General features: G+C 52.5%; 24 protein-coding genes. 10 read left to right on the top strand and 14 right to left on the bottom strand.

The annotated features are described in order from the left end of the window. From AACZ19_RS11075 to AACZ19_RS11100, 6 genes are all read right to left on the bottom strand, one after another. Positions 1 to 1,368, bottom strand: coding sequence for a pitrilysin family protein (locus AACZ19_RS11075; RefSeq protein WP_339633895.1), 1,368 nt, complete (start codon positions 1,366 to 1,368; stop codon positions 1 to 3). Positions 1,369 to 1,510: 142 nt separating this feature from the next. Beyond that, positions 1,511 to 2,095, bottom strand: a complete 585-nt coding sequence (locus tag AACZ19_RS11080) for a DUF3035 domain-containing protein (RefSeq protein ID WP_339633897.1) — start codon at positions 2,093 to 2,095, stop codon at positions 1,511 to 1,513. Between the two features lie 17 nt (positions 2,096 to 2,112). Further along, the gene (lspA, locus tag AACZ19_RS11085) at positions 2,113 to 2,586 is read right to left on the bottom strand and encodes a signal peptidase II (RefSeq protein ID WP_339634571.1); all 474 of its coding nucleotides are present in this window, start codon (positions 2,584 to 2,586) and stop codon (positions 2,113 to 2,115) included. Between the two features lie 5 nt (positions 2,587 to 2,591). Beyond that, complete coding sequence (gene ileS / locus AACZ19_RS11090) at positions 2,592 to 5,411, bottom strand: isoleucine--tRNA ligase (RefSeq protein WP_339633899.1); 2,820 nt, start codon at positions 5,409 to 5,411, stop codon at positions 2,592 to 2,594. A gap of 525 nt (positions 5,412 to 5,936) precedes the next feature. Beyond that, complete coding sequence (locus AACZ19_RS11095; protein ID WP_339633900.1) at positions 5,937 to 6,917, bottom strand: bifunctional riboflavin kinase/FAD synthetase; 981 nt, start codon at positions 6,915 to 6,917, stop codon at positions 5,937 to 5,939. Positions 6,918 to 6,944: 27 nt separating this feature from the next. Beyond that, positions 6,945 to 7,376 carry a MaoC family dehydratase gene (locus AACZ19_RS11100; protein WP_339633901.1) on the bottom strand — a complete coding sequence of 144 codons (432 nt, stop codon included), beginning with the start codon at positions 7,374 to 7,376 and terminating at the stop codon, positions 6,945 to 6,947. Between the two features lie 247 nt (positions 7,377 to 7,623). Between AACZ19_RS11100 and AACZ19_RS11105 the strand changes: the two genes are divergently transcribed. Continuing rightward, entirely contained in the window at positions 7,624 to 8,010 is a 387-nt protein-coding gene (locus tag AACZ19_RS11105; protein WP_339633902.1) for a response regulator, read from the top strand. Next, the gene (locus AACZ19_RS11110) at positions 8,010 to 8,627 is read left to right on the top strand and encodes a protein phosphatase CheZ (protein WP_339633904.1); all 618 of its coding nucleotides are present in this window, start codon (positions 8,010 to 8,012) and stop codon (positions 8,625 to 8,627) included. The genes AACZ19_RS11105 and AACZ19_RS11110 overlap by 1 nt, the downstream gene beginning before the upstream one ends. Before the next feature lie 20 nt (positions 8,628 to 8,647). Here AACZ19_RS11110 and AACZ19_RS11115 read toward each other — a convergent pair whose 3' ends face one another. Both AACZ19_RS11115 and AACZ19_RS11120 read right to left on the bottom strand, forming a co-directional pair. Further along, positions 8,648 to 9,520 carry a TIGR01459 family HAD-type hydrolase gene (locus tag AACZ19_RS11115; RefSeq protein ID WP_339633906.1) on the bottom strand — a complete coding sequence of 291 codons (873 nt, stop codon included), beginning with the start codon at positions 9,518 to 9,520 and terminating at the stop codon, positions 8,648 to 8,650. 14 nt (positions 9,521 to 9,534) lie between these two features. Then, a complete protein-coding gene (locus AACZ19_RS11120; protein WP_339633908.1) occupies positions 9,535 to 10,746 on the bottom strand; it encodes an EAL domain-containing protein in 1,212 nt (403 codons plus the stop codon). A gap of 163 nt (positions 10,747 to 10,909) precedes the next feature. On the opposite strand from AACZ19_RS11120, the gene AACZ19_RS11125 reads away from it, so the two are divergent. After that, a complete protein-coding gene (locus AACZ19_RS11125) occupies positions 10,910 to 11,746 on the top strand; it encodes an SDR family oxidoreductase (RefSeq protein ID WP_339633910.1) in 837 nt (278 codons plus the stop codon). Positions 11,747 to 11,753: 7 nt separating this feature from the next. On the opposite strand, the gene AACZ19_RS11130 is transcribed toward AACZ19_RS11125, so the two are convergent. From AACZ19_RS11130 to AACZ19_RS11145, 4 genes are all read right to left on the bottom strand, one after another. Further along, complete coding sequence (locus AACZ19_RS11130; protein WP_339633912.1) at positions 11,754 to 12,710, bottom strand: acetyl-CoA carboxylase carboxyltransferase subunit alpha; 957 nt, start codon at positions 12,708 to 12,710, stop codon at positions 11,754 to 11,756. Between the two features lie 111 nt (positions 12,711 to 12,821). Further along, positions 12,822 to 13,808 (bottom strand): CoA ester lyase, encoded by a 987-nt coding sequence (locus AACZ19_RS11135; RefSeq protein ID WP_339633914.1) that lies wholly within the window; start codon positions 13,806 to 13,808, stop codon positions 12,822 to 12,824. Between the two features lie 98 nt (positions 13,809 to 13,906). Continuing rightward, a complete protein-coding gene (gene xerD, locus AACZ19_RS11140) occupies positions 13,907 to 14,800 on the bottom strand; it encodes a site-specific tyrosine recombinase XerD (RefSeq protein ID WP_339633916.1) in 894 nt (297 codons plus the stop codon). Position 14,801: 1 nt separating this feature from the next. After that, on the bottom strand, positions 14,802 to 16,601 hold the full coding sequence (locus tag AACZ19_RS11145) for a hypothetical protein (protein ID WP_339633919.1): 1,800 nt from the start codon (positions 16,599 to 16,601) through the stop codon (positions 14,802 to 14,804). Between the two features lie 329 nt (positions 16,602 to 16,930). Here AACZ19_RS11145 and AACZ19_RS11150 point away from each other — a divergent pair, with 329 nt between their 5' ends. Genes AACZ19_RS11150 through AACZ19_RS11165 form a run of 4 tightly spaced genes read left to right on the top strand, consistent with a single transcriptional unit; the run spans position 16,931 to position 20,885 of the window. After that, positions 16,931 to 17,533, top strand: a complete 603-nt coding sequence (locus AACZ19_RS11150) for a shikimate kinase (RefSeq protein WP_339633921.1) — start codon at positions 16,931 to 16,933, stop codon at positions 17,531 to 17,533. Further along, a complete protein-coding gene (gene aroB, locus AACZ19_RS11155; protein ID WP_339633923.1) occupies positions 17,530 to 18,669 on the top strand; it encodes a 3-dehydroquinate synthase in 1,140 nt (379 codons plus the stop codon). Before AACZ19_RS11150 ends, aroB begins: the two co-directional genes overlap by 4 nt. Before the next feature lie 9 nt (positions 18,670 to 18,678). Then, positions 18,679 to 19,971, top strand: coding sequence for an HlyC/CorC family transporter (locus tag AACZ19_RS11160; protein ID WP_339633925.1), 1,293 nt, complete (start codon positions 18,679 to 18,681; stop codon positions 19,969 to 19,971). A gap of 38 nt (positions 19,972 to 20,009) precedes the next feature. After that, positions 20,010 to 20,885 carry an AEC family transporter gene (locus AACZ19_RS11165; protein ID WP_339633927.1) on the top strand — a complete coding sequence of 292 codons (876 nt, stop codon included), beginning with the start codon at positions 20,010 to 20,012 and terminating at the stop codon, positions 20,883 to 20,885. Positions 20,886 to 20,890: 5 nt separating this feature from the next. On the opposite strand, the gene AACZ19_RS11170 is transcribed toward AACZ19_RS11165, so the two are convergent. Both AACZ19_RS11170 and AACZ19_RS11175 read right to left on the bottom strand, forming a co-directional pair. Then, the gene (locus tag AACZ19_RS11170) at positions 20,891 to 21,163 is read right to left on the bottom strand and encodes a ribbon-helix-helix domain-containing protein (protein ID WP_339633929.1); all 273 of its coding nucleotides are present in this window, start codon (positions 21,161 to 21,163) and stop codon (positions 20,891 to 20,893) included. A gap of 128 nt (positions 21,164 to 21,291) precedes the next feature. Further along, entirely contained in the window at positions 21,292 to 21,549 is a 258-nt protein-coding gene (locus AACZ19_RS11175; protein WP_339633931.1) for a BolA family protein, read from the bottom strand. 236 nt (positions 21,550 to 21,785) lie between these two features. Here AACZ19_RS11175 and AACZ19_RS11180 point away from each other — a divergent pair, with 236 nt between their 5' ends. From AACZ19_RS11180 to cobT, 3 genes are read left to right on the top strand one after another with little or no spacing between them, the layout of a single operon-like run. Then, a complete protein-coding gene (locus AACZ19_RS11180) occupies positions 21,786 to 22,355 on the top strand; it encodes a J domain-containing protein (protein ID WP_339633933.1) in 570 nt (189 codons plus the stop codon). Between the two features lie 49 nt (positions 22,356 to 22,404). Continuing rightward, positions 22,405 to 23,406: a cobaltochelatase subunit CobS gene (gene cobS / locus AACZ19_RS11185; protein ID WP_339633935.1), complete on the top strand. Its 1,002-nt coding sequence runs from the start codon at positions 22,405 to 22,407 to the stop codon at positions 23,404 to 23,406. A gap of 8 nt (positions 23,407 to 23,414) precedes the next feature. Beyond that, on the top strand, positions 23,415 to 25,283 hold the full coding sequence (cobT, locus tag AACZ19_RS11190; protein ID WP_339633937.1) for a cobaltochelatase subunit CobT: 1,869 nt from the start codon (positions 23,415 to 23,417) through the stop codon (positions 25,281 to 25,283). Positions 25,284 to 25,289: the final 6 nt, after the last annotated feature.

Raw genomic sequence — 25,289 nt, forward strand, 5'->3', positions numbered from 1 at the left:
TTAACTTTTCACGTCTTCGGGTGTCAGGCGGCCGACAACGGATTGCCGTTCATCAAATACATTTCGGGCGGCTTCCTGTACCTGTTCCGCCGTCACTTCGGAAATATGCTGTGGCCAGTTGACGATATTCTCAATCGTTTCACCGCTTGCAAGAGCACCACCAAAAATGTTGGCGGCGCCACGGATGCTGTCCCGGGCATAAATCGCATCCGCAAGAAGTTTCCGCTTAGCGCGGTTCAACTCTTTCTCGGTTACACCATTCTTTATGACATCCTGAATGATCGCCTGAACGCTGGCCTCCACTTCATCAAGTGTGTGATCCGATGTCGGGCTCCCGTAGACAACAAAGGTGGATTTATCATATGAGCCGGAACTGTAATAGGCGCCCGCATTTGTCGCGATTTTCTGATCCACCACCAGGTCGGCGTACAAACGGCTTGTAACACCCCCACCCAGTATCTGGCTCAGAACCTCCAACGCCCGTAGATTTGCCTGATCCTCACTGCGGGCAGATGGAGCAAGATAGCTCTGCCGCCAGGAGGGTTCCCTCACCCGTTTGTCGCTCATCTCAATAGTCCGCTTGGCAAGCTGCGGTGGCTCCTGCGCCCGTTCGCGCTCAGGAATGTCGCGGGCAGGAATCGGCCCGTAATATTTCTCCGCAAGCTCAAACACCTCTTCCGCCTTAACATCGCCCGCAACAATCAGGATGGCATTATTTGGTGTGTAATATGTGTTGTACCAGTCGAGCGCATCTTGCGTTGTCAAATTCTCGATCTCATGCCGCCAGCCGATTACCGGCGTTCCATATGGGTGCGCGAGAAATTGTGTCGCCGTAAACTGTTCCCCGAACAGGGCTGCCGGATTGTTATCTGTGCGTTGGGAGCGTTCCTCCAGCACCACTTTCAATTCCGGTGCGACGATGTCGTCGGTCAGCACCAGATTGTTCATGCGATCGGCTTCCATCTCCATAAAAAGAGGGAGCTTATCAGCACTTACATTTTGAAAATAAGCGGTATAGTCCTGTGAAGTAAATGCATTTTCCTGGCCTCCATTTTCCGCGACAATCTCTGAAAACTCACCAGGTTCCAGATTCTTCGTCCCCTTGAACATCAAATGTTCCAGAAAATGTGCAATCCCCGATTTAAGCGGCTTTTCATCCGCCGCACCGACGCGGTACCAGACCATATGGGTCACAACCGGAGCGCGATGATCTTCAAGAACAACCACCTCCAACCCGTTTTCAAGGGTAGTTACCTTGGGATCGAATAGCTTGGGAATATCCTCTGCGGCAGCAAGCCTGAGCGGGCTTGCAATTGAAATAACGCAGAAAAGGGCGGCGAAAATAAATAGCGGTCGTATTGGGCGCATTGGGCAGCCTCCGGTCGCATAAAAACTGTTGTCCTTGAATAAAGGACTCCTGCATGGGATTTACAAGGCTATACACCCATTTTTTACGATGAATTCTTCGCGAGCAACATCGAAGCCTCTGCCAAGCGCCGCATAGTCCGCGTTAGTTAAACAGCCCTTCAAGCAAGGCTCTTTTGCGCCGTTCGATGATCGGAGTCTCGGCGCCCGCGGCAGGATTTTCCCCAAGCGCAGCATTCTCCTGAAGTCGTCTCTTCTCTTTCGAAGGATCAACAACGGTGCCGTAAGGCGGTTGCTCCTGCCAGAACATGATCTTCTCCATAAAGGTTTCATCATTTTCTGCAAGAACAGCGGTTTCGCTATCGATAATCTGGCGGATATTCGGATCGACGTTCTCCGCGCCTGCATCACGTAAAAGCGCGAGCTCACCGGTTGAGATACCAGCCGCGACAGCATCCGAATGAGTTACCGGCGCAGTATTGCGTTCTCCCCCTAGCAGAGCCGCCTTGGCGCTATTTTCAGCGAGAATATCCTGAGGACCCTTCTGGCCCGGCGCGGGTGGCCGCAGCGAGAAATCCGGCGGGATAATCAGCGGTGCCTTGGTAATAACCGTAAATTCATCAGGGGCTTTTTTACCCGAGATACCAAGGGCCTGTTTGGTGCCTTCACAGCCCGTCAACGCAACAGCGGACAGCAGCACCAGCCCGGCAACGAACTTCCCATGTCGCATTTTCTTAAACCCTTCCCTCATGACGGCATTTTACCGGATTTACGTCCCTGAAACAAGCTCTCCAGCAAAATGAGTATGACCCCGCAAACAATCGCCATATCGGCGACATTAAACGCAGGCCAGCGCATGAAGATCAGGTCGAAATCGAAAAAATCCGCAACAGCGCCTAACCGCACCCGGTCAATGATATTGCCAATCGCCCCGCCCAGAACAAGACCGAGGCCCGTAGCTAACATCCGGTTTGTGGCTTTTCTAAGCCACAGGAGGACGATCACTGAAATGACGGTAGTGATCGCAACCAGTATCCAGCGCATATTGTCACCGGCGAACATGCCGAAGCTGACCCCCCGGTTCCAGACCATGACCAGATTGAAGAAAGATGTCACCTCTATTCCGCCGGGATGCCGGGCCATCAAGTCGATCAGGTACAGCTTGCTGGCCTGATCAACCACAATGATAGCCGCCGCAATGATGAGTCCGAAACGGAACATATAGCTCACGCTTCAACCTCTAGCGGGAGCGCATCCACGACATCGGCGCAACGGTTGCAAAGATCGTCGTATTTTTCGTGGCTGCCGACTTCCTCAAGGACTTTCCAGCACCGCTGGCACTTCTCACCTTCGGCAAGTGCCGGGACTACGGCAACATCCGATACTTCCTCAAGGGTGAAAGCTGCCTCCGGAGCGGGATCGGTTGAAAGCGTGACGCCGGAAGTGATGCAAATATCCGCAAGGTCGAACTCGTCAAGCAGTGCCTTGAATTCCGCGCTCACATGGACTGTGGGTGCGGCCTGAAGGCTGGCCCCAATCCGTTTCTCCCGCCGCTCGACTTCAAGCGCGCCGGTCACCACACGGCGGAAAGCTCGTATGCTGAACCAGCGATCCATAAGTGCGCCATTCTCCCATTCCGCCGGAATATCAGGAAATTGGCGCAAGTGAACACTACTGTCATCGCCAGGATAGCGGGTGAGCCAGGTTTCCTCTGCCGTAAAGACCAGCATCGGAGCGAGCCATGCTGTCAGGCAATGGAAAAGATGATCTAGCACTGTCCGCGCGGCACGGCGGCGTGTATCCGTCGCTCCGTCGCAGTACAGCACATCCTTTCGGATATCGAAATAAAAGGCGGAGAGTTCCAGCGTACAGAAATTATGGATGGCGGTGAATACCCGGCTGAATTCATAGACATTGCAGTTCGTTCGGATAAGCTGATTCAGCTCAAACAGCCGGTGGAGCACCCATCGCTCAAGTTCCGGCATTTCGTTGACATCCAGCCGCTCACTCTCCTCCCAACCATCAAGGTTGCCGAGGATAAAGCGCAGTGTATTGCGAAGGCGGCGATAGCTATCGACCTGCCCTTTCACAATTTCATTGCCGATCCGCATATCTTCGGAATAATCGGACGCAACCACCCAGAGACGCAGGATATCCGCGCCGTTCTGTTCGATGATCTTCTGCGGCGCGACAACATTGCCGAGGGATTTCGACATCTTCCGTCCCTGCCCGTCCATGACGAAACCGTGAGTCAACACGGCTTCATAAGGCGCGCGACCTCTTGTCCCACAGGATTCCAGCAAGGAGGAATGGAACCAGCCGCGATGCTGGTCGGTTCCCTCCAGATAAAGCGACGCTGGCCATTGTAGCTCAGGTCGCGCTTCCAGGGTGAAAGCATGGGTACAGCCGGAGTCGAACCAGACATCCAGAATATCCTTCGCCATGTCATAATCATCGGCGCTATAGTCATTGCCGAGAAAACGCTGCGCGGGCGAATCAAACCAGGCGTCCGACCCTTCCGCTTCCATGATTTCCTCAATGCGGGCGTTGACTTTTTCATCGCGCAAAAGCTCACCGGTTTCCTTATGGGTGAAGACCGTAATTGGCACACCCCAGGCGCGCTGACGCGAAAGAACCCAATCCGGCCGGCTGGCGATCATCGAATGAATGCGATTGCGGCCAGAAGCAGGGAACCATTTCGTCTCACCAATGGCCTTCAGCGCTTTTTCTCTGAGATCGTTCGTCTCCATAGAGATGAACCATTGGCTGGTATTCCGGAAAATCAAAGGCGCCTTTGAGCGCCATGAATGCGGATAGGAATGCACGAGTTTGCCGCGCTTCAAAAGAGCGCCAACCTTCTCAAGCTCGTCCGCCACGCCATCGTTGCATTTATAGACATGCTGACCCGCAAACATCGGCACATGATCATAGAAGGTGCCATCCTCGTCCACCGTATGTGGCACTTCAATGCCATGTATCATGCCGACTTCATAGTCTTCCTGACCATGTCCTGGAGCTGTGTGCACGAATCCAGTACCGGCGTCCACCGTAACGTGATCGCCATCGATCAGCGGCACATCGAAGTCATACCCCTGACCATTGAAGGGATGCAGGCAGAGAACGCCCTTGAACGCATCGCCCTTGCCGCGCCAGATCACATCAGCAGCGGCTATCCCTGCTTCCTTCTGAACTTCCTCAAGCAACTCGATCGCAACGAAAAGCTTCTCACCGACGACGGCTAGCGATCCCTCCGCCACCTCTTTCACTTCAATCCCGACATATTCCATATCCGGACCGTAGGAGATGGCACGGTTGCCCGGCATCGTCCAAGGTGTCGTTGTCCAGATAACAATGGATCCGCCCATAAATTCCTCCGCGCCAGATTTTACCGGGAAACGCACGTGGATCGTTGTCGAGGTGTGATCGTGATACTCAAGCTCAGCTTCGGCAAGGGCCGTTTTCTCGACCGGGGACCACATGACCGGTTTCGATCCGCGGTATAGCCCGCCGTTCATCAGGAACTTGTGCAGTTCGCGAACGATTTGCGCCTCAGCGTCAAAGCTCATGGTGGTATAGGGACGCTCCCAGTCGCCAATAACGCCAAGGCGCTTGAATTCTTCCTTCTGAACGCCGACCCAATGAGTCGCAAAATCCCGGCACTCTTTGCGGAACTCAACAACAGGCACCTGATCCTTGTCCTTACCGGCCTTGCGGTATTTTTCCTCAATCTTCCATTCGATTGGCAAGCCATGGCAGTCCCAGCCGGGAACATAATGTGCATTCTTACCCATCATCTGCTGCGACCGGCTGATCACATCTTTCAGGATCTTATTCATGGCATGGCCAATATGCAGATTTCCGTTCGCATAAGGCGGACCATCATGGAGAATGAATTTTTCGCAATCTTTAGATTGCTCTCGCTGACGCGCAAAAAGGTCCATCTCTTCCCAACGATCCAGCAGACCCGGCTCCTTTGCCGGTAGCCCTGCTTTCATGGGGAAGTCGGTACGGGGTAGAAAAAGCGTCGATTTATAGTCAGTGCTCATGATGGCAAACTGATCCTAACAGTATTTCAATTTGGTGGTGAAAAGTCGGCGACACTTGCCGCATATTCTGGGGTATGATCCTGACCATCAGGTACAAACCTTTATTACCCGGCCTCACGCAACAAAGGCCGGGCCCATAATTCGCCCATGAACAGTTTCCCACAAGGGAGCGGCAACTAAAATTATCCGAAATTCAGTCATGGCACGTGTTTTATCAACTCCCTCATCCGCTGTCGAGAAATCAAAGTCTGTAAATGGCAAAAAACCACTCTTTCCGACCATATATTACATGTTATTCTTGTTTTTCGGATCTCAAGTGCTTTTTCAGGAATTCCGGAAGATGCGACCGGGCGGCATCACGTGCCTCGGGGTTGGTACGCATTGAAATCCTTTGTCCATCGCGTGTATAGCAAAGACAGCCTGCCAGCCCGCAACGCGATTCCATAACCATGGAGGTTAGCAATTGCCGGAACCGGCCCATTCTCTTCGGACATAAAAAGGCAAAAAAACAGTGCGGACAAATGCCTAGCTATGGACTTTTTTATCCGCATATTTGTTCTGACGGTTGGACTGGTCAGAAAGAATCTCGCGGGCTTTATCAATGTCGCGCGCAATTTGCGCCGTCAATTCATCGATCCCACCGAATTTCAGTTCAGGGCGTATAAAACCGACGAAAGCAACACGAATACTCTGGTTATATAAATCACCGGACCAGTCAAGCAGATGGACTTCCAGCAAAACATCCTTTTTATCGAAAGTCGGGCGCATTCCAAAATTGGCGACACCGTCGATCCAGTCGACATGGGTCCCGTGGTGCAGGCCGACGCGAACCGCATAAACGCCCAGTTTTGGATGATTATAGCCGACCAGCGGGATATTGGCTGTGGGAAAGCCTATTGTCCGGCCTCGCTTGTCACCGTCAACAACTACGCCTTCGACTTCCCACCAATGCCCCAGAAGCGCAGCGGCCTTTCCCGGCTCTCCGGCCTTCAGGCATTCACGGATCGCTGTGGAAGAGAAAATAGTTGTATCCTCGCCGACCGGCTCGACGACCGTAACGCCAAAACCATATTTTTTACCAAGCTCCGCCAGAACAACAGTCGTCCCCTGTCTTTTGTGGCCAAAAATGAAATCATAGCCAACGACGACATGTGCGGCCTTATACCCCTCCACCAGTACTTCGCGAACGAAATCCTCCGCCGACTTCTGCGAGAAAGCGAGATCGAAGTGGAGCGCCGCCATCACATCCAGGTCCAGCCATTTCAGATGGGCCGCCTTCGTCTCCATTGTGGACAGACGGAAGGGTGGAGCATCGGGGGCAAAGAATTCACGCGAATGCGGTTCAAATGTCAAAACACCGGCAGCAACACCCAGTCGATCAGCAATCTCCTGTGCTTCCGCAATCACGGCCTGATGGCCGCGATGTACACCGTCGAAATTGCCGATCGCCAGAACCAATCCCTGACATTCCACCGGCACGTCGTGATAATCACGCAAAATACGCATCTACCGAAATCCGCCGTTTTTATTATTTTATGATCGACGTGATACCATCAAAGTCGCCTCGCCATCCAGCACAACCGTCTCACCAATGGTACAGACACAGTCAAACGTGACCCTTTTGCCATTTATCTCACGCAAATGCACCTTGGCAACAACCGTATCGCCTATACAGACTGGCGCCTTGAAGTTTAGGTTCTGGTTCATATAAATAGCACCAGGACCGGGCAGCTTTGTGCCGAACACAGTCGAGAGCAGACCTGCGGACAACATTCCATGCGCGATGCGTTCCTTGAAAATTGTCTTCTCGGCGAACTCTGCGTTGAGATGCACCGGATTCGTATCACCGGAAACCCCTGCATAGAGGATAATATCTGCTTCGGTAATCGTCTTTGCATAAAGCGATGTCATGCCGACTTTCAAGTCTTCAAGAAAGTAACCGTGTAAATCATCAAATACTGACATTGGCTTCCTACTCTTAATTTCCTCCGGATGTCGCCGGGATATATAGAAGGAAAAACAACGTGGGCGCAAGCGTTCGCGAATATTCCTGGCTCGGTTCCAACACAAACAGCCTGGTTTTACAAAAACCGTAAGCAGCATTAACCATTTTTTCAGTTTCCCCGCCTAAGCTTCGAGACTTAGGTTGAGTGGATTTAGAACGACAACCTGACTGATTAAAGTATTTATAGGAAAGTAAAAGGAAATTTCCATGGCTGTCGATATGAACATGTCGGTCCTGATCGTTGACGATTATAAAACTATGCTGCGTATTATTCGCAATCTACTCAAACAACTTGGCTTTAATGCAGTTGACGAAGCAGCCGATGGATCGGCGGCACTTTCGAAAATGCGCAGTAAGAAATACGGCCTCGTCATTTCTGACTGGAATATGGAGCCCATGACCGGTTATCAGCTGTTAAAGGAAGTGCGGGCAGATGATACGCTGAAAAGTACTCCCTTCATTATGATTACGGCAGAATCGAAAACGGACAATGTGATTGCCGCCAAAAAAGCAGGCGTCAACAACTACATCGTGAAACCTTTCAACGCAGCAACTCTTAAGACGAAAATTTCAACGGTACTGGGTGATTTCTAATGTCCGAAATGGATGAAGTCGCTCAGCTAAGGCAGGAAATCACCTCCCTGCATCAGGACTGCCAGGATCTCGCGAGCTTTATTACAGCGGCAAGATCAGAGATTGCTGAAATCCGGCCAAATGACCTGAAACAGGAAAAACTCCCCCGTGCAGGCAAGGAACTTGACGCGATCGTGGAGGCAACGGAAACTGCCACAAATCAGATCATGAATGCAACTGAGTCCATCATGTCTGCAAAAGTGACCGATGCCGACGTCGTGAACGATGCCTGCATGGAAATTTTCGAAGCGTGCTCTTTTCAGGATATAACCGGACAGAGAATCAGCAAGGTCGTCTCAACTCTCAACTATATAGAGGAATATCTTGCGCGCCTGACCAAAGCCTGGGGGCATCATATGGACAAGGCGGATGCTGCGAAAGGCGACTCAGAAGAAAATGACGATGCCAGCCTCCTCAATGGACCAGCGCTTGATGGCGAAGGTGTCAATCAGCAAGACATCGATACGATGTTTGATGAAGAAAGTGCCGAATCCCGGCAAACCTCCGCCAAGCAGGAAAAGCCGTCAAAAAGTGAGAATAACAAGGCACAGGACGAGATCGACGCTCTTTTCGATTAATCCGTCAGGAATAGTTTCTCCTACCACACCATGTGACCGATGACATATTGCGGGGCAAATTCATACTGTTCCGTTACGGCATTTACCTGTGCTTCTGTCGGCATTTGACCGGCGCTCAGCCCCCATTCCTCTGCATGTATTCCGCCGCAAACAAGAACACTGTCAATTCCGGCAGTGCGCGCCCCCTTGATGTCGGTTCGCATACTATCGCCGACCGCAAGAATCTGTGATGGTTTGACCCCCAATTTTTCTATGGTTAGCCGGTACACCTCTGGATAAGGCTTGCCAAAAAGCTCAACGCGCCCGCCAAGTTCGGCGTAAAGCGCCGCAATTGCGCCCGCGCAATAATGGGTGGTCGTCCCCCGCATGACCATCAGATCCGGATTGGCACAGAGCATCGGCAGATCCCTTGATAATCCCTCCATCAGCAGGCGACGATAATCCTCTGGTGTCTCCGTTTCGTCATTGGCAAGACCTGTACAAATCAAAAAATCTGCGGAATCAACTGAAAATACGCGATTGTAGCCAAGGCCGTCCTCCAGCCCTTTGTCCCGCACCGCCCCAATCTGATAAAAGGCTTTCCCCTTACCTTTCAGGAATGGATGCTCCCGCCGCATCAATATTTCCCGCGTTATATCACCAGAAGTAAGGATATAATCGAAGGTCTCCCGTTTGACGCCAATAGTGTCCAGAAATGCGACAACATGGTCATTGGTCCGGGGTGCGTTGGATACCAGGATCAGCGGCTTTCCACCCGCACGCAGCTTTTCCATGCACTCCAACACGCCTGGATAAGGGTGATGACCATTGTGCACCACTCCCCAGAGATCAAGAATGTAGGCGTCGTAATTCACCGCGATACCGGCGAGCCCGGTCAGGAATTTTGGGGACATTAAACTAAAGCCTGTTAATTAACTGCTTGAGGCGGGCGCGGCACACCAAAGAGAAAACCCTGCCCGAAACCAATTTCGACGTCGAGCAGACCTATAACCGTATCTTCATCTTCCACCATGCTGGCGATCAGCTCAATATTCTCACGGAAAAGGGCTTCACGAAGATCATCTGGATGAATATCCATGGGCAATCCGGTTCCACCGGGCAACAAATCAACCGCCGCTACTTTCATGTAGCGAAAATTCCGCTTGCCGAGTTCCCCGAAGTCAAAATCAAGCCGCTCAACATGATCAACCGAGAAATGGAAGCCCATTTTGGCAAGGGTGGAAAGTCCTTTTTGGACCACTGCAGACGCATTGTCGATATCGATCTGTGCAAACTCAAGGATCAGGCTTTCGCTTAAATCCTTGTTTTGATCAAGAAAATCAACAAACTGCCGAAAAAATGCTGTATCGCGCAAGGTCCGGGCGGATACATTGACGAAAAAACCGATTTCAGAATTTTTTTGGCGTACCCTGCGTATTAGCTGCACGCATCGGATGAGCAGGAGATTATCTATCGTTCCGATAAGCCCGGCAGTTTCTGCAATATTCAGATACTGGCCTGGTGTAATAACTTCTCCTCGCGGCCCGCGAATTCGCGAAAAAGCCTCGTAGAAAAGGGTGCGCCGTTGCGGCAGTCGGACAATCGGCTGAAGATAAAGATCCACCTTGTTTTCCTGCAGTCCCGCCCGCACAATTTCCAGAATTTCTGCATCGCGGGGCAAAATGCCTTCTTGTGTCTCACCGCTGTCTTTTGGATCTTCCCTCGGCTCTTCCTGAAGTTCCGCATCAGGAGAGAGAACAAACTCTTCTTCGTCTTTCGGCTCCGGATTTGCATCCGTGGACAGTTGCTTTAGCAGCTTTCGCAAGATTTGCATTTCGCCGGCAAAGCTATCCATATTGCCGTCTTTGCCAGCCAAACGTCCCAGAATATTGTCAAACCGGTCCAGACCGGTTTCCGCCATATCGAGATCGCTGCGCATTTTTTGCAAGTCTCTTTGAAAGCGTGCACGCTCCACATGGCGCATGGTAAAATCATGCACTAATGCACAGATCAGGAAGAAGACACCTCCCGCCCAATACCCGACAGCCGGATCAAGTCCTTCGACATAAACCGGTGCCTGCACAGCGATAACAACTGCCGTCAAAGCATAGGCAATAATGATTACGCTATGATAGAGCACGCGAAAACAATCCCCCTTGAGTTACATCTGTCAGTTTAGTCAAAATTTTCGGTTTGGAAAGACAATCTCGGAAAGGAAGCCACAAAAGGGCTGGTTGTCCCCCTACCAAGGTTGATATAGTCCATAGGTTCCCATGCAAGAACTCTAATAAAGAAGAAAGAAAATGAACAGATTACAGGACAAGGTGGCCATTGTAACAGGTGGCACAAGCGGGATCGGCCTAAGGACAGTCGAAGTCTTTGCCGATGAAGGCGCAAAGGTGGTGTTTTCAGGGCGGCGGGAGAAGGAAGGCCGGGAGATTGCAGACCGTCTTGGCGAGAGCGTTTCCTTTGTTCGGGCTGACGCAAGTGTAGAAGCTGACATGCAATCGCTTATCACCGGGACTGCCGACAAATACGGCAAACTTGATTGTTTGTTTAACAATGCAGGCGGCCCCGCGCCAGTCGGCAGCATAGAAACCGTTGACTTCGATCAGGCAATATCCGCGGTCACTTTGCTGTTCGGCGGCGTTCTCCTCGGTATCAAACATGCGGCCCCGATCATGAAAAAGCAGGGCTTTGGCAGCATCATCAATAATGGCAGTATCGCGGGCCATCTCGCCGGCTATTCGACGTCTATGGTCTATAGCAGCGCCAAGGCCGCTGTCCTTCAATTAACGCGAAGTGCCGCAATGGAGCTCGGCGAGAGCAATGTGCGCGTCAATTCCATCTCGCCTGGAGCGATTGCGACCGGAATTTTCGGAAAAGCACTTGGTCTTAAGGGGCAGGAGGCCGAGGACACGGCAAAGGTAGCAGGGGAAGTTCTATCCCATGCACAACCCATTCGCCGGGCCGGTCTCCCCGATGATATTGCCAAGGCGGCATTATTCCTGGCATCGGACGATTCCACCTTTGTCAATGCAGCGGACATCCTTGTGGACGGCGGCATGATCGGCGGACGACACTGGTCCGCACATCAGGAGAGTGTCAAGAATCTAGGGCAGGCCTTCCGCGGAAACTAGCCGAACGTCAGTTATTTTCCAAGCGGCCGATGGCAAGGAATTTGCGGCGGCGTTCCTCCCGAAGCTCCCCCGGTTCTTTCTTGGAGAGGGCTGCCAGTTCCTCCTCAATTGCATTGCCAAGGGAATCAATGGCAGCGGGAACGTCCCGCTGGGCGCCGCCAACTGGTTCATCCACGATACGGTCGATCACCTTAAGCTTTAACAGATCCTGCGCCGTGATTTTCATGGCTGTCGCCGCGTCCTGGGCCTTGTCGCGGGTTTTCCAGAGAATTGCAGCGCAGCCTTCAGGGGAAATGACGGAATAGACCGCATGAGCGAACATCAGGACCTTATTCGCGCTTGCAAGGGCAACGGCGCCCCCTGAGCCGCCTTCGCCAACAATAGAGGCGATCATCGGCACACGAACATCCAGGCAGACTTCGATCGAACGGGCGATTGCCTCCGCTTGCCCCCGTTCTTCCGCACCGATCCCGGGATAGGCACCGGACGTATCGATAAAGGTGAGTATGGGAAGGGAGAAATGATCCGCCATCCGCATCAGGCGTTGTGCCTTACGGTATCCTTCCGGCCGGGCCATGCCGAAGTTATGACGAAGGCGCGTTTCTGTATCTTTGCCCTTCTCGGTGCCGATCACAATAACACTCCGACCGCGAAAGCGGCCCATCCCGCCGATAATCGCCTTGTCATCGGCAAAAGCGCGATCTCCCGCCAGCGGAGTAAAATCATTGATCAACTGCGCCGTAATATCGCTCAGCTTCGGGCGATCCACATGTCGGGCGACTTGCGTCTTCTGCCAGGGTGTTAATTTCGCATAGGTTTGCTCCAGTTGAGAGAGCGCTTTCTGACGGAGCTTCGCAATATCTTCTTTGATCTCGATATCACTGCCGTCTTCAAGCCCCTCCAACTCACGTATCTTGCCTTCGAGGTCTGCTATCGGCTTTTCAAAATCGAGAAAATTATTCATAAAAAGTCCACACTCCACTGATATCGGTCGTGTGATTATTAAATTGACGGAACGGTTACGTCAATGAACCGTTCCGCCACCCATTAAAATTGTGACATCCGTATGAACGGATTATTTTTTTGTCCGCGCCGCAATAATGTCGGCCTGGATGACGAGCGCTTCCGCCTGCTTGATGGAGGCAATGTCAATCAGCCCGCCATCGAGTGCGACAGCGCCTGCGCCTTCTTTTTGTGCTTTTTCCATGGCGTCAAGGATACGGCGGGCCTTGACAATTTCCTTCTCGGCCGGAGTAAAGATGTCATTAGCCAACGGGATCTGTTTCGGATGAATGGCCCATTTGCCTTCACACCCGAGAATTGCCGCCCGGTTCCCATGCGCGACATAGCCATCAGGATCGGAGAAATCACCAAACGGTCCGTCAATCGGACGCAGTCCATTCGCCCGTGCTGCAACGACCATGCGGGCAATGGCGTAATGCCACATATCACCCCAGTGGAAGTCGCGAGAACCGTCTTCTGCCGGATCGGTCAACACGCCGTAAAGCGGGTTCGGGCCACCAATAGAGGTGGTTCGCGCTTTCGTTGATGCCGCATAATCTGCAACACCGAAATGCAGGCTCTCATTGCGCTTGCTGGCGGCAGCGATCTCATGAATGTTCTGCATCCCGAGAGCGGTTTCGATAATATGCTCGAACCCGATCTTCTTTTGCCGACCTGTTGCCGTTTCGATCTGTGTCACCAGCATATCAAGTGCATAAACATCGGCCGCCGTCCCGACCTTCGGGATCATAATGAGGTCAAGGCGCTCTCCGCCCTGCTCTACCACATCGACGACATCGCGATACATATAGTGTGTATCCAGACCATTGATCCGGACGGACATAACCTTATCGCCCCAGTCCACATCATGCAGTGCTTCGATGATATTCTTGCGGGCCTGCGCCTTGTCATTCGGTGCCACCGCATCCTCCAGATCGAGGAAGATCGCATCCGCATCGGATTTCGCCGCTTTTTCGAACATATGCGGACTGGAACCCGGCACAGCAAGTTCACAACGATTTAGACGCGAAACGCAGGGTTCCGGAACAGTAAAGCTCATGAGGATCACACTTTCTTATTGTCAGGTTTGTGAAATATTTGACTGGAAATTGCTTTAGCCGTGCAAGAGAGTCAAGTTTTCCCCTGAATAAATTTATTTTAGGCCAGAGGATGATAGGTTGAGACAATCTCCATTAAACGCTTTTGCAACACATGTGTATAGATCTGTGTTGTCGAAATATCCGCATGTCCCAACATCTTTTGCAAGCTCCTAAGGTCAGCGCCATTCGCGAGCAGATGACTTGCAAAGGCGTGGCGCATAACATGGGGCGAAACTTTCGCTGGATCGATCTCTGCCTCAACCGCCAGTTCCTTCAGAAGTTGGCCGAGACGTTGTCGCGTCAGGAATCCCTGTCCGCCCCGCGACGGATACAGCCACTTCGAATGCTTTTCATCCGCGCAGAAACCCTTCCGGACTTCCAGGTAACGATCCAAGGCGTCCTTCGCCGATTGATTTACCGGCACAAGCCGTTCCTTGTTCCCTTTGCCGCGCACGATGAGAAAGCGATCCTGTTCACGAATGGCTGGATAAGGCAGGGAAACCAGTTCGGAGACCCGAAGACCCGTTGCATAAAGTAGCTGCAACAGAGAATAAAGCCGTTTCTTTTCAGGACTTTCCCCATCTGCCGCAGAAAGCAGTTTGTCCACCTCCGCCTCTGTCAGATATTTTGGCAGGCGTCGGCCAGCACGAGGGCTATCGATATTGAGCGAAGGGTCGTCACGGCGAATATCTTCCCCGAGGAGATAGGAGAAAAACTGGCGTATTGCGCTAAGCCGCCGTGCCTGCGTTGTCGCCTTAAGACCCGTGCCGTCGAGGAATTTTATATAGGCCTGAATATCAGCGGCCGTCGCCTTTCTGACATCCTGCCCGCGCCGCGCAAGAAAGCCGGAAAAGTCTTCGAGGTCCCTGCGATAACTCACTAATGTGTTTCCCGCAGCGCCCCTCTCTGTCAGCAGCATTTCAAGAAAGCCTTCCAGAATATGGGCAGACATCCTAGAGGTTCCGCGAGATGGCGGCTTCCAACGCGAGTTGGCGGGCTTCTTCAGTCAATCCGATTTTCTGAAGGGCCGCCAGAACCCTCACAAGTGTTTCGGTCGACGCCAGACCCGGCCCCTCTTCCCCCAGTGCCGCCAGGGAAAGTGCAATAGTCTCCCCCACCAACCCGGCATCGGCGGCGCGCTCCAGGTTCTTTTCTATCACCTGGTTGGAAAGGCCGAACCGCGGCACCTGACCGAGGGAAAATGCATCCGACCAAAGCATTTCCGGCACAGGATCCCCGAAAGTCTCCAGAATACCTAAATACATACCCACATTTTCTGTTTGCGCCGCGTCTTCACTTTGATCAAAAGCCGCAACATCAAAATTCGCTGCGTTCCATCTTGCAATCCCGTTCGTGCCCGAAATAAGCATATAGGCATCCGCCCGCGCAATTTGCTTGCGTGCAGCATCACGCTCTTCAAAATTTCCCCGCAGTGCCCCACGACGGACCGCACGTTCCCAGCTTGTTGCCGCCGCCGTCTCCTTGGATAGCAGCGAGAGACGCAAAGCTTCCAGCTCAAATTTATCGCCATATTCAGCTGGCGTGAGTCCGGACAGAAGCGGCAAAGATAGGCGCGCCGCAGTAAAATAGGAGCCATCCCGTTCGCCGGCAGCCCAGAGGTCGCCAATAGCGCGCGCTTTCTCAAGGTCAGCACTCGTTCCTGCCGCTTCCCGATAGAATGCGGCGATCTGGGCCAGCTCCGTCATTTCATCAGCACCTTCGCGAAAGGCCCCCTGTTTGATCAATCTCCGGGGTAGCTCAGCCGCGACGCTACCCATCGCGAGAGATTCATAGGCTGCCACGTAGCGATCATTGACATTCGAAGTCTCATCCATCGCCAGCGCCCACAGAAAAGCAGAGCCCGCTTTTTCTATCGAGGAGAAGGACGGGGCCACCCCTGACAATTTCATCATTGCAAAATGCAATGGCGTCAATGACTGGTCCGTCTCGGGAAGTGGCGCTGTGCCACCCGCCACACGATCAAAAATTGCGAAAAAAAGGGTATCTTCCCCCGCAGTTTCATCCAACAAGTTCAGGCCAAGTTCCGCGCGCGCCATATTTTCGGCAACAAGGTTGCAAAAAATGTCCGTCTTGGCCCAAAAAATATCCGCACCGGCGGTTTGTTTGCCCTCAGCCACTCGGCACGCCTGTTCATTCTCTCCCTGCAAAAGCAGTAGTTCAACTGCGATACGGTCAAGGGCAGGTGTCAAGGCAGACGCAGGCATCCGACGGATTAATTCAGACGCATCTTTCACCAGTCCCGCCTCAACGAGTTTTTCAAGGCGTAGTATGATGAGGTCCGTCGGATTTTCCGTTCCTTGCGGAATAACCGCGGCGGTCAGTAACAACCTGCGGAACAGCTGCTGCATTTCTGGAGACGTTGATGACACCGGCAAATTCTGAAGGAGGGTTATGACCCGCTCCGGTGCCGTACCGTTCCACATATCCGGCCCCAGTCCACCGTTCGAGGTCGTCAACGTTCCGACGGAGGCAGGATCAAGCCCGCCGAGGGATTGTACGACAACAGACCCGTCTATCCGGGTTCCTTCGATAACCCTTTTTTGCGAAGGAGGCGTCAAAGTCGGCTTTGAGGCCGGTGCCACCTCATCCTGTTGTGTTGTCGTTGGTTGCCCAAGCGGTGGAACAAGGCTGCGCGGTTTATCCTGCGCCTGTAAGACAGAAAATGGGAGGACGAGGGAAGCGAGCAGCCCGCCGACGATCCAGAAGTATTTCCTAATTCGGGAACTGATCATTTGGAATAACCTTTTCAACTTTCACCGACGGCGCGGGAATATCCCATGCCGAGAGGAAAACGCCACCGCCAATTACAACGGCAGCCACCAAAAAAAGCAGAAAAAGGGAAAATTTAGACATTTTCGATCACTATATCCAAAATCCGATCACCATAATTTGGTGTATACGGGGTAAAACTATTGCTATTTAGAACGCTAAGCTGCGATTATACAGAAAATTTGGCTTTATTGATTAGCACGGTTCGGCGAAATACATCAATAACCTTCGGGAAAGATATTGTCCCCTTTGCGGAAAATGGAAATTTGCAGAACCGTTGAAAAGTGACAGAATGACCAGGGTACAAGATACCGGCGCGGAGGAAACCGCGACGGCAATTGATTTGAAAGCAAGACCTATCGTGCTTGTAGGGCTTATGGGGGCAGGGAAAAGCTCAATCGGACGCCGTCTCGCGAACCAGCTTGGCCTGCCGTTCAAGGATGCCGACGCGGAAATTGAGGCTGCGTCCAATCTGACTGTGTCGGAATTTTTCGATTTACATGGCGAAGCAGCCTTTCGGGAGGGAGAGCGGAAAGTCATCGCCCGCCTGCTGAAGGAACCACGACATGTGCTAGCGACGGGTGGCGGTGCCTTCATGGATAAAAAAACACGCTCGTTAATTAAGAAAAAGGGCTGTTCAATTTGGTTGCGCGCAGAGCTTGATGTCATTTATAAGCGCTGCATGAAACGCAATAATCGGCCGCTTTTAAAAACTGGCAACCCAAAAAACACATTAAAGATGCTGATGGAAGAACGTTATCCCATTTATGCGGATGCGGATATCACGGTAGATAGTGGCGATGGCCCTCATGAAATCGTGGTGGACAAGATTATTACGGCACTCGCTGCACTGGAGGGACCGCCGTCACCCCTAGATGAAGCAACCAACAAATGACACTTCCTGCGTCTGATCCCGCTGCATCGCCCGTCCGTGTTCCTGTGGACCTCGGCTCACGTTCCTATGACATACTAGTTGGGTCCAATCTCCTCGTGGAAAGCGGGTCCTCCCTAAAGAGCGTTTTGAAGAATCCAAGGGTCGCCATTGTTACCGATGAAACCGTTGCTGCCCTACATTTGCACGCTCTGGAACAAACACTGGATCATATTGGGATCGAGCACAGCACCCATATCTTTCCGACAGGAGAAGGAAGTAAAAGCATTGCCGTCTACGGCGACCTGATGAGCCAATTGCTTGACGCGCGCATTCAGCGCGATGAAGCGCTTATCGCCCTTGGTGGCGGCGTCATTGGTGATCTGACAGGCTTTGCCGCCGCAACATTGCGCCGCGGTGTTGATTTTATTCAGATCCCGACGACCCTCTTATCTCAGGTTGATAGTTCTGTGGGTGGCAAGACCGGAATTAATGCGGCGCAGGGAAAGAACCTGATCGGCGCCTTCTATCAGCCGAAACTCGTCCTCGCGGATATCTCCTTACTCGACAGTTTGCCGCACCGTGAAATCATTGCGGGCTATGCAGAAGTTGTGAAGTACGGCCTCTTGGGCGACCGCGATTTCTTTGAATGGCTTGAAGCAAACGGCAAGAAAGTGATTGAAGGGGACGAAGCTGCCCGCATCTACGCCGTTGAGCAAAGCGTAAAAGCCAAGGCCCAAATTGTCGCGAAAGATGAACGTGAAGGTGGCGTACGCGCTCTCCTCAATCTTGGCCATACATTTGGTCACGCGTTTGAGGCGGAAACCCGTTACGGACCGCACCTCAACCATGGTGAAGCCGTTTCTATCGGCATGGTCATGGCCGCGGAACTATCGACAGAACTTGGGTTTCTCAATCGTCAGGATTTCGGCCGCATTGTCGCACATTTCAAGAATGTCGGCCTTCCGATTGCCCTTCCACGCATTGCCGATATTGATTGGAATGCAGAAAAACTTCTTGCCCATATGCGGCAGGATAAAAAAATCAGCGGCGGCAAAATTATGCTGATCCTGATGAAAGAGATCGGCGAGGCCTTCACCACAAGGGACATCCCGGAAGCGGAAATCCTTTCACTGCTTAAACAAAAAATACAGGAATAAATTGGAGAGATGGAAACGGTTGATTTTGATGTGGAACTGATCTTTCTGCCACTTGCAATTCTTTTTCTATTGCTCCTTTCCGCCTTTTTCTCCGGATCGGAAACGGCATTGACCGGCGCGTCACGCGCCCGACTGCATCAGATGGAACAGTCCGGCAACCACCGTGCCAGCCTCGTCAATCGCCTGCGGGACAAGCACACGAAACTGATCAGTGCCATTCTGCTCGGGAATAACCTCGTGAATATTCTGGCGTCCTCCCTCGCGACCAGCATTTTTATTTCCTATTTCGGCGATATCGGCGTCGCCTATGCCACGCTTGTCATGACTGTCCTCGTCCTCGTGTTTGCGGAAGTCCTTCCAAAGACAATTGCGCTTCGACGGACAATCCCGGTCGCGCTTTTTGTCGCCCCGCTCCTCCAGCCGGCTATTGTCCTGCTTTCGCCCATCGTCATGAGCATCAATTATATTGTCGATACGACCCTGAGCCTGATGGGTATAAAAGGGTATGATGGCGATACGGATACTCTAACCGATGCGGCGCAAGATGAACTCCGTGGTGCAATCGAGCTTCATTCGGAAGATGCCGGGATTATTATGCATGAGCGCTACATGCTCGACACCATACTCGATATGGACGAAGTCGATCTCGGTGAAATAATGGTTCACCGCAAGAATGTGGAAATGGTGGACGGCGCCAAACCGGTTCGGGAAATCATTGATCAGGTATTGGGCAGTCCCTATACCCGGCTCCCGCTTTGGAAAGATAACCCGGAGAATATTATCGGCGTGGTCCATGCAAAGGACTTGCTGCGTGCCCTGATCCCGCTGGATGGTGATTATGAGAAACTTGATTTCGAGGCAATCGCCGTTGAGCCCTGGTTCGTGCCGGAAACCACAACGCTCCGAAGCCAGCTCAACGCGTTCCTGGACCGCAAAAGCCATTTCGCTCTCGTGGTCGATGAATATGGCGCTTTGATGGGTCTGGTTACGCTGGAGGATATCCTGGAAGAAATCGTCGGGGAAATCGCCGATGAGCATGACCTCGCCGTCAGTGATATCCGGATGCTGAAAGACGGGCGCGTCGTCACCAAGGGGGATGTCACAATCCGGGACTTGAATCGGCAACTGAACTGGTCCCTTCCCGATGAGGAGGCCGCCACGATTGCCGGGCTCGTGATCCACGAAGCCCAGATCATTCCTGATATCGGGCAGGCATTTCTTTTTCATGGCTATAAATTTGAAGTCATGCGCAAGGAACATAACCAGATAACGGAACTTCGGATTACGCCCCTTGAACTGTAAATGTCTGGCGGAACAGTTCACAGAGAAAGCCGCCCCAGATGTATGAAATCCTCCTCAACATAATTGCCCCGGTAGTGGTTACGGCCGGAATTGGATTTTTCTGGGCAAAGACAGGTCGCGCATTTCATACGGAAACGATAACTACCCTGGTGACGAATGTCGGCTCTCCCATGCTCATTTTTACAACACTTGTAAAGCTCGACATGGAACTTGGAGCGTTTCTCGAGTTCGCACTGTATGCGTTCCTCAGTGCCGTCTCTTTTTGTCTGATCGGGCTTATTATTTTACGCATAAGTCGCCTTGATGTTCGGAATTATCTGCCCGGCCTGATGTTCCCGAACACCGGCAACATGGGTCTGCCTCTTTGCCTGTTTGCCTTCGGTGAGGCAGGCCTAGCGCTTGCCATTGCTGTCTTTACAGTATTCTCGACCCTGCAGTTTACCTTTGGGGTCTGGCTCTCATCCGGAGAGAGTTCAGCGGCTCAGCTACTGCGGACGCCGCTCTTGTATGCGGTGATCATCGGGCTTATGGTCAAGGCGCTTTCTCTGGCCATTCCGCTTTGGATAATAAATACGACTGACCTCATTGGCAGCCTGACAATCCCGTTAATGCTTTTCGCCCTTGGGGTTAGTCTTGCAAGCCTCTCGATTAGCCATATCCGGCTCGCCACGGGCCTCTCACTACTTCGCCTTGGCATGGGATTCGCTGTTGGCTATGGGCTCGCCACACTCTTCGGTCTGACAGGGGTTGAGCGCGGCGTACTTATTCTAGAATGCAGCATGCCTGTCGCAGTTTTCAACTATCTGTTCTCGCTGCGATACGAACGCGCCCATACCCATGTTGCGGGGATGGTCGTCATTTCGACGCTTGTGTCCTTTATTACCCTCCCAGCACTTTTATTATTCCTATTGTAGGAATGTCAGGAGTCCAGCCTGCGTTCTCCGTTTCGTTTCAGATAATGCTCCAGTATGGCGGATCGAATACGCGACGTTCTCGAATGTTCTCGACGATTTTTATCCTGGTCTACTTTACAGCAAAATTCATTGATCGACATGTTCTCACTCGCACAGATATCGCGAAGCGCCGTCCACTCGATTTCTTCGAGCCGGATACTGGTGCGGTGAGGTTGTCCGGAAACGGGATCAATGACGGAGATGTTTCGGTTAACGAGGGTCTGATTTAACTGGGTCACATTCAAGCTCCTGTTGCTGCTCTTATAAGTTGTCGTTTTTTAATCTAAACTCTCAAAAAGAGCATATAGGGGCGTGGCGATTTGGTTCAACAGGTCCGGGTAAAGTTTTTTAATTTGGCAAGTGTGGGTTATGATCGTACAGTCAATGCAAGTGCGTGAATATCCGTCTTGAGTTCCTCGCTCAGGACATCATAGATGGCGCGTTGTTGCGCGACCCGTGACATACCCTGAAAGCTGCCAGCGACGATTTCAACACGAAAATGGCTCTCACCTTCTGGACGGGCGCCCGCATGACCAGCATGCAAATGCGATTCGTCCCGCACTATCAATTCGGAAGGTGAGAAAGCTTCTGTGAGCTTGCGCTCAATGGTTTTTGCAACCGACATTCCCTGTCATGTCCTTTTACATTTAGTTTTGAATTTCCGCAGCGTGAATTTACCTTATAGGGCAAGGTCACGTCACGAGATTATACTTCATCAACGTTCAAGGTAATAAGCTTTTCGCTCTGTTGCCCAATAAACGCCTTGCCCAAATCAAAAAACAGCGGATTTTTGCTCGCGGCCTTGCTATGCCCCCGCTCAGAGACCATAATAATCCAATGGCGAAGAATAGGGAAATACCGTTGGACAACGGAACGGCAGATCCAGTGCCAAGGCAGTGTGCTCATGGTGACTGCTTTGAATCTGGCGAATTCCGGGCGCCAAAAGCTCGTCTGCTTGATCGTGGCGGACCGGACGACTACCATTGGTTTTGTCTGGCCCATATTCGGGAGTTCAACAAATCCTGGAACTTCTTTGATGGTATGTCTGCGGAAGAGGTTCTCCGCTACAAGGATGAGGATATCACCGGGCATCGCCCAACCTGGAAATTGGGAACCCGCACCGCAAGTCGTCAGCGGGAGTATCGGTTTGAAGATCCGTTTGATTTTCGCGATGACATCGGCGCTGAAGAGGATAGCGCCACCGGGAACAATAAGACCAATACCATGCCGCCGATGGATAAAAAGGAACGGGAGGCGCTTGCTGTTCTGAACCTGAAGCCCGGTTGCGGGCTGGATGAAATCAAGCGCCGACACAAGGAACTTGCGAAAAAATACCATCCTGATATCCGCGGTGGCGATAAAAAGGCCGAAGAAATACTGAAAAACATTAATCAGGCCTATACACATTTGCGATCTTGCGGTAACTCGTAAGTTTGCCCGTAGAAGAACATCCACGAATTGTGACACGGAACTATTTTTTATGACGTCCTTAGAACTTGCCGGAGAAACACCGGAATTGAAAATTGATTTGCCCGATACCAAGGTTTCTGTTCGGGAAGTGTTTAAAATCGATAGCGACATGGAGGCTCCAGCTTTCAGTGTAGCAACCGACAGGGTGCCCGATCTGGACCCTGCGTACGTCTTCGATCACGACACAACCTTAGCCATTCTGGCGGGCTTCGCCTTTAATCGCCGGGTTATGGTACAAGGGTATCACGGCACTGGTAAGTCAACGCATATCGAACAAGTTGCTGCGCGACTTAATTGGCCTTGTGTCCGGATCAACCTCGATAGCCATATTTCCCGTATCGATCTGGTCGGCAAGGACGCCATCGTCTTGCGTGACGGCAAACAGGTGACCGAGTTCCGTGAGGGTATTTTGCCTTGGGCGCTTCAATCGCCAACAGCCATTGTATTCGATGAATATGACGCAGGGCGTCCAGACGTCATGTTTGTGATCCAGCGTGTCCTGGAGGTAGAGGGCAAATTGACTTTGCTCGACCAGAACCGGGTGATCCGCCCCCATCCGGCATTTCGCATGTTTTCAACAACAAACACCGTTGGGCTTGGCGATACCACCGGCCTTTATCACGGAACACAGCAGCTTAACCAGGGTCAGATGGACCGCTGGAACATTGTAACGACGCTTAACTACCTGCCAGAAGATATTGAGAATGAAATCGTTCTTGCAAAAATTCCCGGATATGATGATGAGGAAGGCCGCAAGACGGTCCGCGCCATGGTCGCCTGCGCCGAACTTAGCCGCGCCGGATTTATTGCCGGAGATATCTCGACTGTCATGAGCCCGCGGACCGTCATTACCTGGGCTGAGAACGCCAGAATTTTCGGCGATATCGGGTTTGCCTTCCGCGTGACTTTTTTGAACAAATGCGACGAGATGGAACGGCCGTTGGTTGCGGAATATTATCAGCGCAGCTTCGGCGAGGAACTGCCCGAATCCGCCGCTAATATTGTCGCTTAACGGATCCCGTGGCCTTTATCAAAAATAAAGAGCCGGCTGCCGAGCCTTTCAAGCGCGCGGTGAGCGCCACCATGCGGGCGATGTCCCGCGAGAAAGAGCTGGAAGTTATCTATGGTAATGACGCGCCGGGAATGAGCGGCGATCGCGCACGCCTGCCCAACCCGTCGAAAGACCTTCCCATTGAAGATGTTCGCCTGGTCCGGGGTCTCGCCGACAGTCTCGCGCTACGCAAGCGTTACCACGACGACGGGATGCATGCCCGCTATGCTCCCGAAGGCGGCGACGCGAAGGCTGTCTTCGACGCAATTGAACAGGCCCGTGTCGAAGCAATTGGCGCCGGTCGCATGAAAGGCGTCGCAGAAAATTTATTCAACCGATTGGATATGCACTGCAAGGAAAGCGGGTTCGAGCGTATATATGACAAAGCCGATGCCCCCATCGCGGAAGTACTCGGACTGCTCGCCCGCGAAAAGCTCGCCAATATTCCGGTCCCGGAAAGTGCCCGCAATATGGTCGACCTGTGGCGCGCGGAGATTGAGGCAAAAAGCGGGGATGACTTTGCCGAGATGATGGATGCGCTTTCCAGCCAGAAGGAATTCGCAAACGCCGCCCGGAAACTCCTCAAAGACCTCGACCTAATCGACGATGCCGAAGGCGAATTCTCGGACGAAGACGAAAACGGAGACGGTGAAGAGGGCGAACAGGAACCGGATGCCGAGAGCAGTGGCTCCGAAAGCGACGATGAGCCGCAGGAAGCGAGTGCAGCGGAGGACGCCGACGCTCAGGAAGGTGCAGGGGAAGACGGCTCGGATACCGAAGCAGGTGAAAGCGCGGATATGGATGCCACCAGCACAGGTGATGAAGCGGGTCGTGACCGTCGACCCGTATATCCGGAAGATTTCCGAAACTCGCCTGAAGCGGAAGCCTACAAAGCCTATACCACCGAATTTGATGAAGTGATTCAGGCCTCTGATCTTTGTGAACCGGCAGAGCTGGCTCGCTTACGTCAGCAGCTTGATCAGCAGCTCACCAATATGCATAGCCTGATCAGCAAGCTTGCCAACCGACTGCAGCGGAAATTGCTGGCGCAGCAGAACCGCTCTTGGGAATTTGATCTAGAAGAAGGTATTCTTGATGCTGCACGTCTCTCTCGGGTTGTTGTTGACCCGCAGCTGCCACTCTCTTTCAAGGTCGAGCAGGACACGAATTTCCGCGATACGGTCGTCACCTTACTGATCGACAATTCCGGCTCTATGCGCGGGCGGCCAATTTCGGTCGCGGCCATGTGCGCCGACGTCCTCGCCCGTACGTTGGAGCGGTGCTCTGTAAAGGTCGAAATCCTCGGATTCACAACGCGGGCCTGGAAAGGTGGGCAGTCGCGGGAGAAATGGCTGGAACAGGGGAAAGAACCAAACCCCGGCAGACTCAATGACCTCCGCCATATTGTCTATAAATCTGCCGACTATCCCTATCGCCGGGCCCGTCAATCACTGGGCCTGATGCTCAGAGAAGGATTGTTGAAAGAAAATATCGACGGAGAAGGATTGCTTTGGGCCCATAACCGATTGCTGGGCCGCCCGGAACAGCGACGCATCCTGATGGTCATTTCTGATGGCGCACCGGTGGATGACAGTACCCTGTCCGTCAACCCCGGCAACTACCTTGACCGGCATTTACGTGATGTCATCCGCTGGGTTGAAACAAGATCGCCGGTTGAGCTGATCGCCATCGGCATCGGACATGACGTAACGCGCTATTACCAGCAGGCTGTCACCATCATCGATGCCGAGCAGTTGGGCGGCGTGATGATGGAACAGCTAGCGGATTTGTTTGACGAGAAGAAGCCAGCGCGCCGCAGCAAGGCAGAGCGCTGGTAATCTTGC

The organism is uncultured Sneathiella sp., from assembly GCF_963973085.1.
In the GTDB taxonomy this organism is placed as follows: Bacteria; Pseudomonadota; Alphaproteobacteria; order Sneathiellales; family Sneathiellaceae; genus Sneathiella.

What these genes read in the sequence shown, in the direction of transcription:
- AACZ19_RS11075 (WP_339633895.1), bottom strand. Translation starts at nt 1,368, where the DNA reads ATGCGCCCAATACGACCGCTATTTATTTTCGCCGCCCTTTTCTGCGTT.
- AACZ19_RS11080 (WP_339633897.1), bottom strand. Translation starts at nt 2,095, where the DNA reads ATGCGACATGGGAAGTTCGTTGCCGGGCTGGTGCTGCTGTCCGCTGTT.
- lspA (WP_339634571.1), bottom strand. Translation starts at nt 2,586, where the DNA reads ATGTTCCGTTTCGGACTCATCATTGCGGCGGCTATCATTGTGGTTGAT.
- ileS (WP_339633899.1), bottom strand. Translation starts at nt 5,411, where the DNA reads ATGAGCACTGACTATAAATCGACGCTTTTTCTACCCCGTACCGACTTC.
- AACZ19_RS11095 (WP_339633900.1), bottom strand. Translation starts at nt 6,917, where the DNA reads ATGCGTATTTTGCGTGATTATCACGACGTGCCGGTGGAATGTCAGGGA.
- AACZ19_RS11100 (WP_339633901.1), bottom strand. Translation starts at nt 7,376, where the DNA reads ATGTCAGTATTTGATGATTTACACGGTTACTTTCTTGAAGACTTGAAA.
- AACZ19_RS11105 (WP_339633902.1), top strand. Translation starts at nt 7,624, where the DNA reads ATGGCTGTCGATATGAACATGTCGGTCCTGATCGTTGACGATTATAAA.
- AACZ19_RS11110 (WP_339633904.1), top strand. Translation starts at nt 8,010, where the DNA reads ATGTCCGAAATGGATGAAGTCGCTCAGCTAAGGCAGGAAATCACCTCC.
- AACZ19_RS11115 (WP_339633906.1), bottom strand. Translation starts at nt 9,520, where the DNA reads ATGTCCCCAAAATTCCTGACCGGGCTCGCCGGTATCGCGGTGAATTAC.
- AACZ19_RS11125 (WP_339633910.1), top strand. Translation starts at nt 10,910, where the DNA reads ATGAACAGATTACAGGACAAGGTGGCCATTGTAACAGGTGGCACAAGC.
- AACZ19_RS11130 (WP_339633912.1), bottom strand. Translation starts at nt 12,710, where the DNA reads ATGAATAATTTTCTCGATTTTGAAAAGCCGATAGCAGACCTCGAAGGC.
- AACZ19_RS11135 (WP_339633914.1), bottom strand. Translation starts at nt 13,808, where the DNA reads ATGAGCTTTACTGTTCCGGAACCCTGCGTTTCGCGTCTAAATCGTTGT.
- xerD (WP_339633916.1), bottom strand. Translation starts at nt 14,800, where the DNA reads ATGTCTGCCCATATTCTGGAAGGCTTTCTTGAAATGCTGCTGACAGAG.
- AACZ19_RS11145 (WP_339633919.1), bottom strand. Translation starts at nt 16,601, where the DNA reads ATGATCAGTTCCCGAATTAGGAAATACTTCTGGATCGTCGGCGGGCTG.
- AACZ19_RS11150 (WP_339633921.1), top strand. Translation starts at nt 16,931, where the DNA reads ATGACCAGGGTACAAGATACCGGCGCGGAGGAAACCGCGACGGCAATT.
- aroB (WP_339633923.1), top strand. Translation starts at nt 17,530, where the DNA reads ATGACACTTCCTGCGTCTGATCCCGCTGCATCGCCCGTCCGTGTTCCT.
- AACZ19_RS11160 (WP_339633925.1), top strand. Translation starts at nt 18,679, where the DNA reads ATGGAAACGGTTGATTTTGATGTGGAACTGATCTTTCTGCCACTTGCA.
- AACZ19_RS11165 (WP_339633927.1), top strand. Translation starts at nt 20,010, where the DNA reads ATGTATGAAATCCTCCTCAACATAATTGCCCCGGTAGTGGTTACGGCC.
- AACZ19_RS11175 (WP_339633931.1), bottom strand. Translation starts at nt 21,549, where the DNA reads ATGTCGGTTGCAAAAACCATTGAGCGCAAGCTCACAGAAGCTTTCTCA.
- cobS (WP_339633935.1), top strand. Translation starts at nt 22,405, where the DNA reads ATGACGTCCTTAGAACTTGCCGGAGAAACACCGGAATTGAAAATTGAT.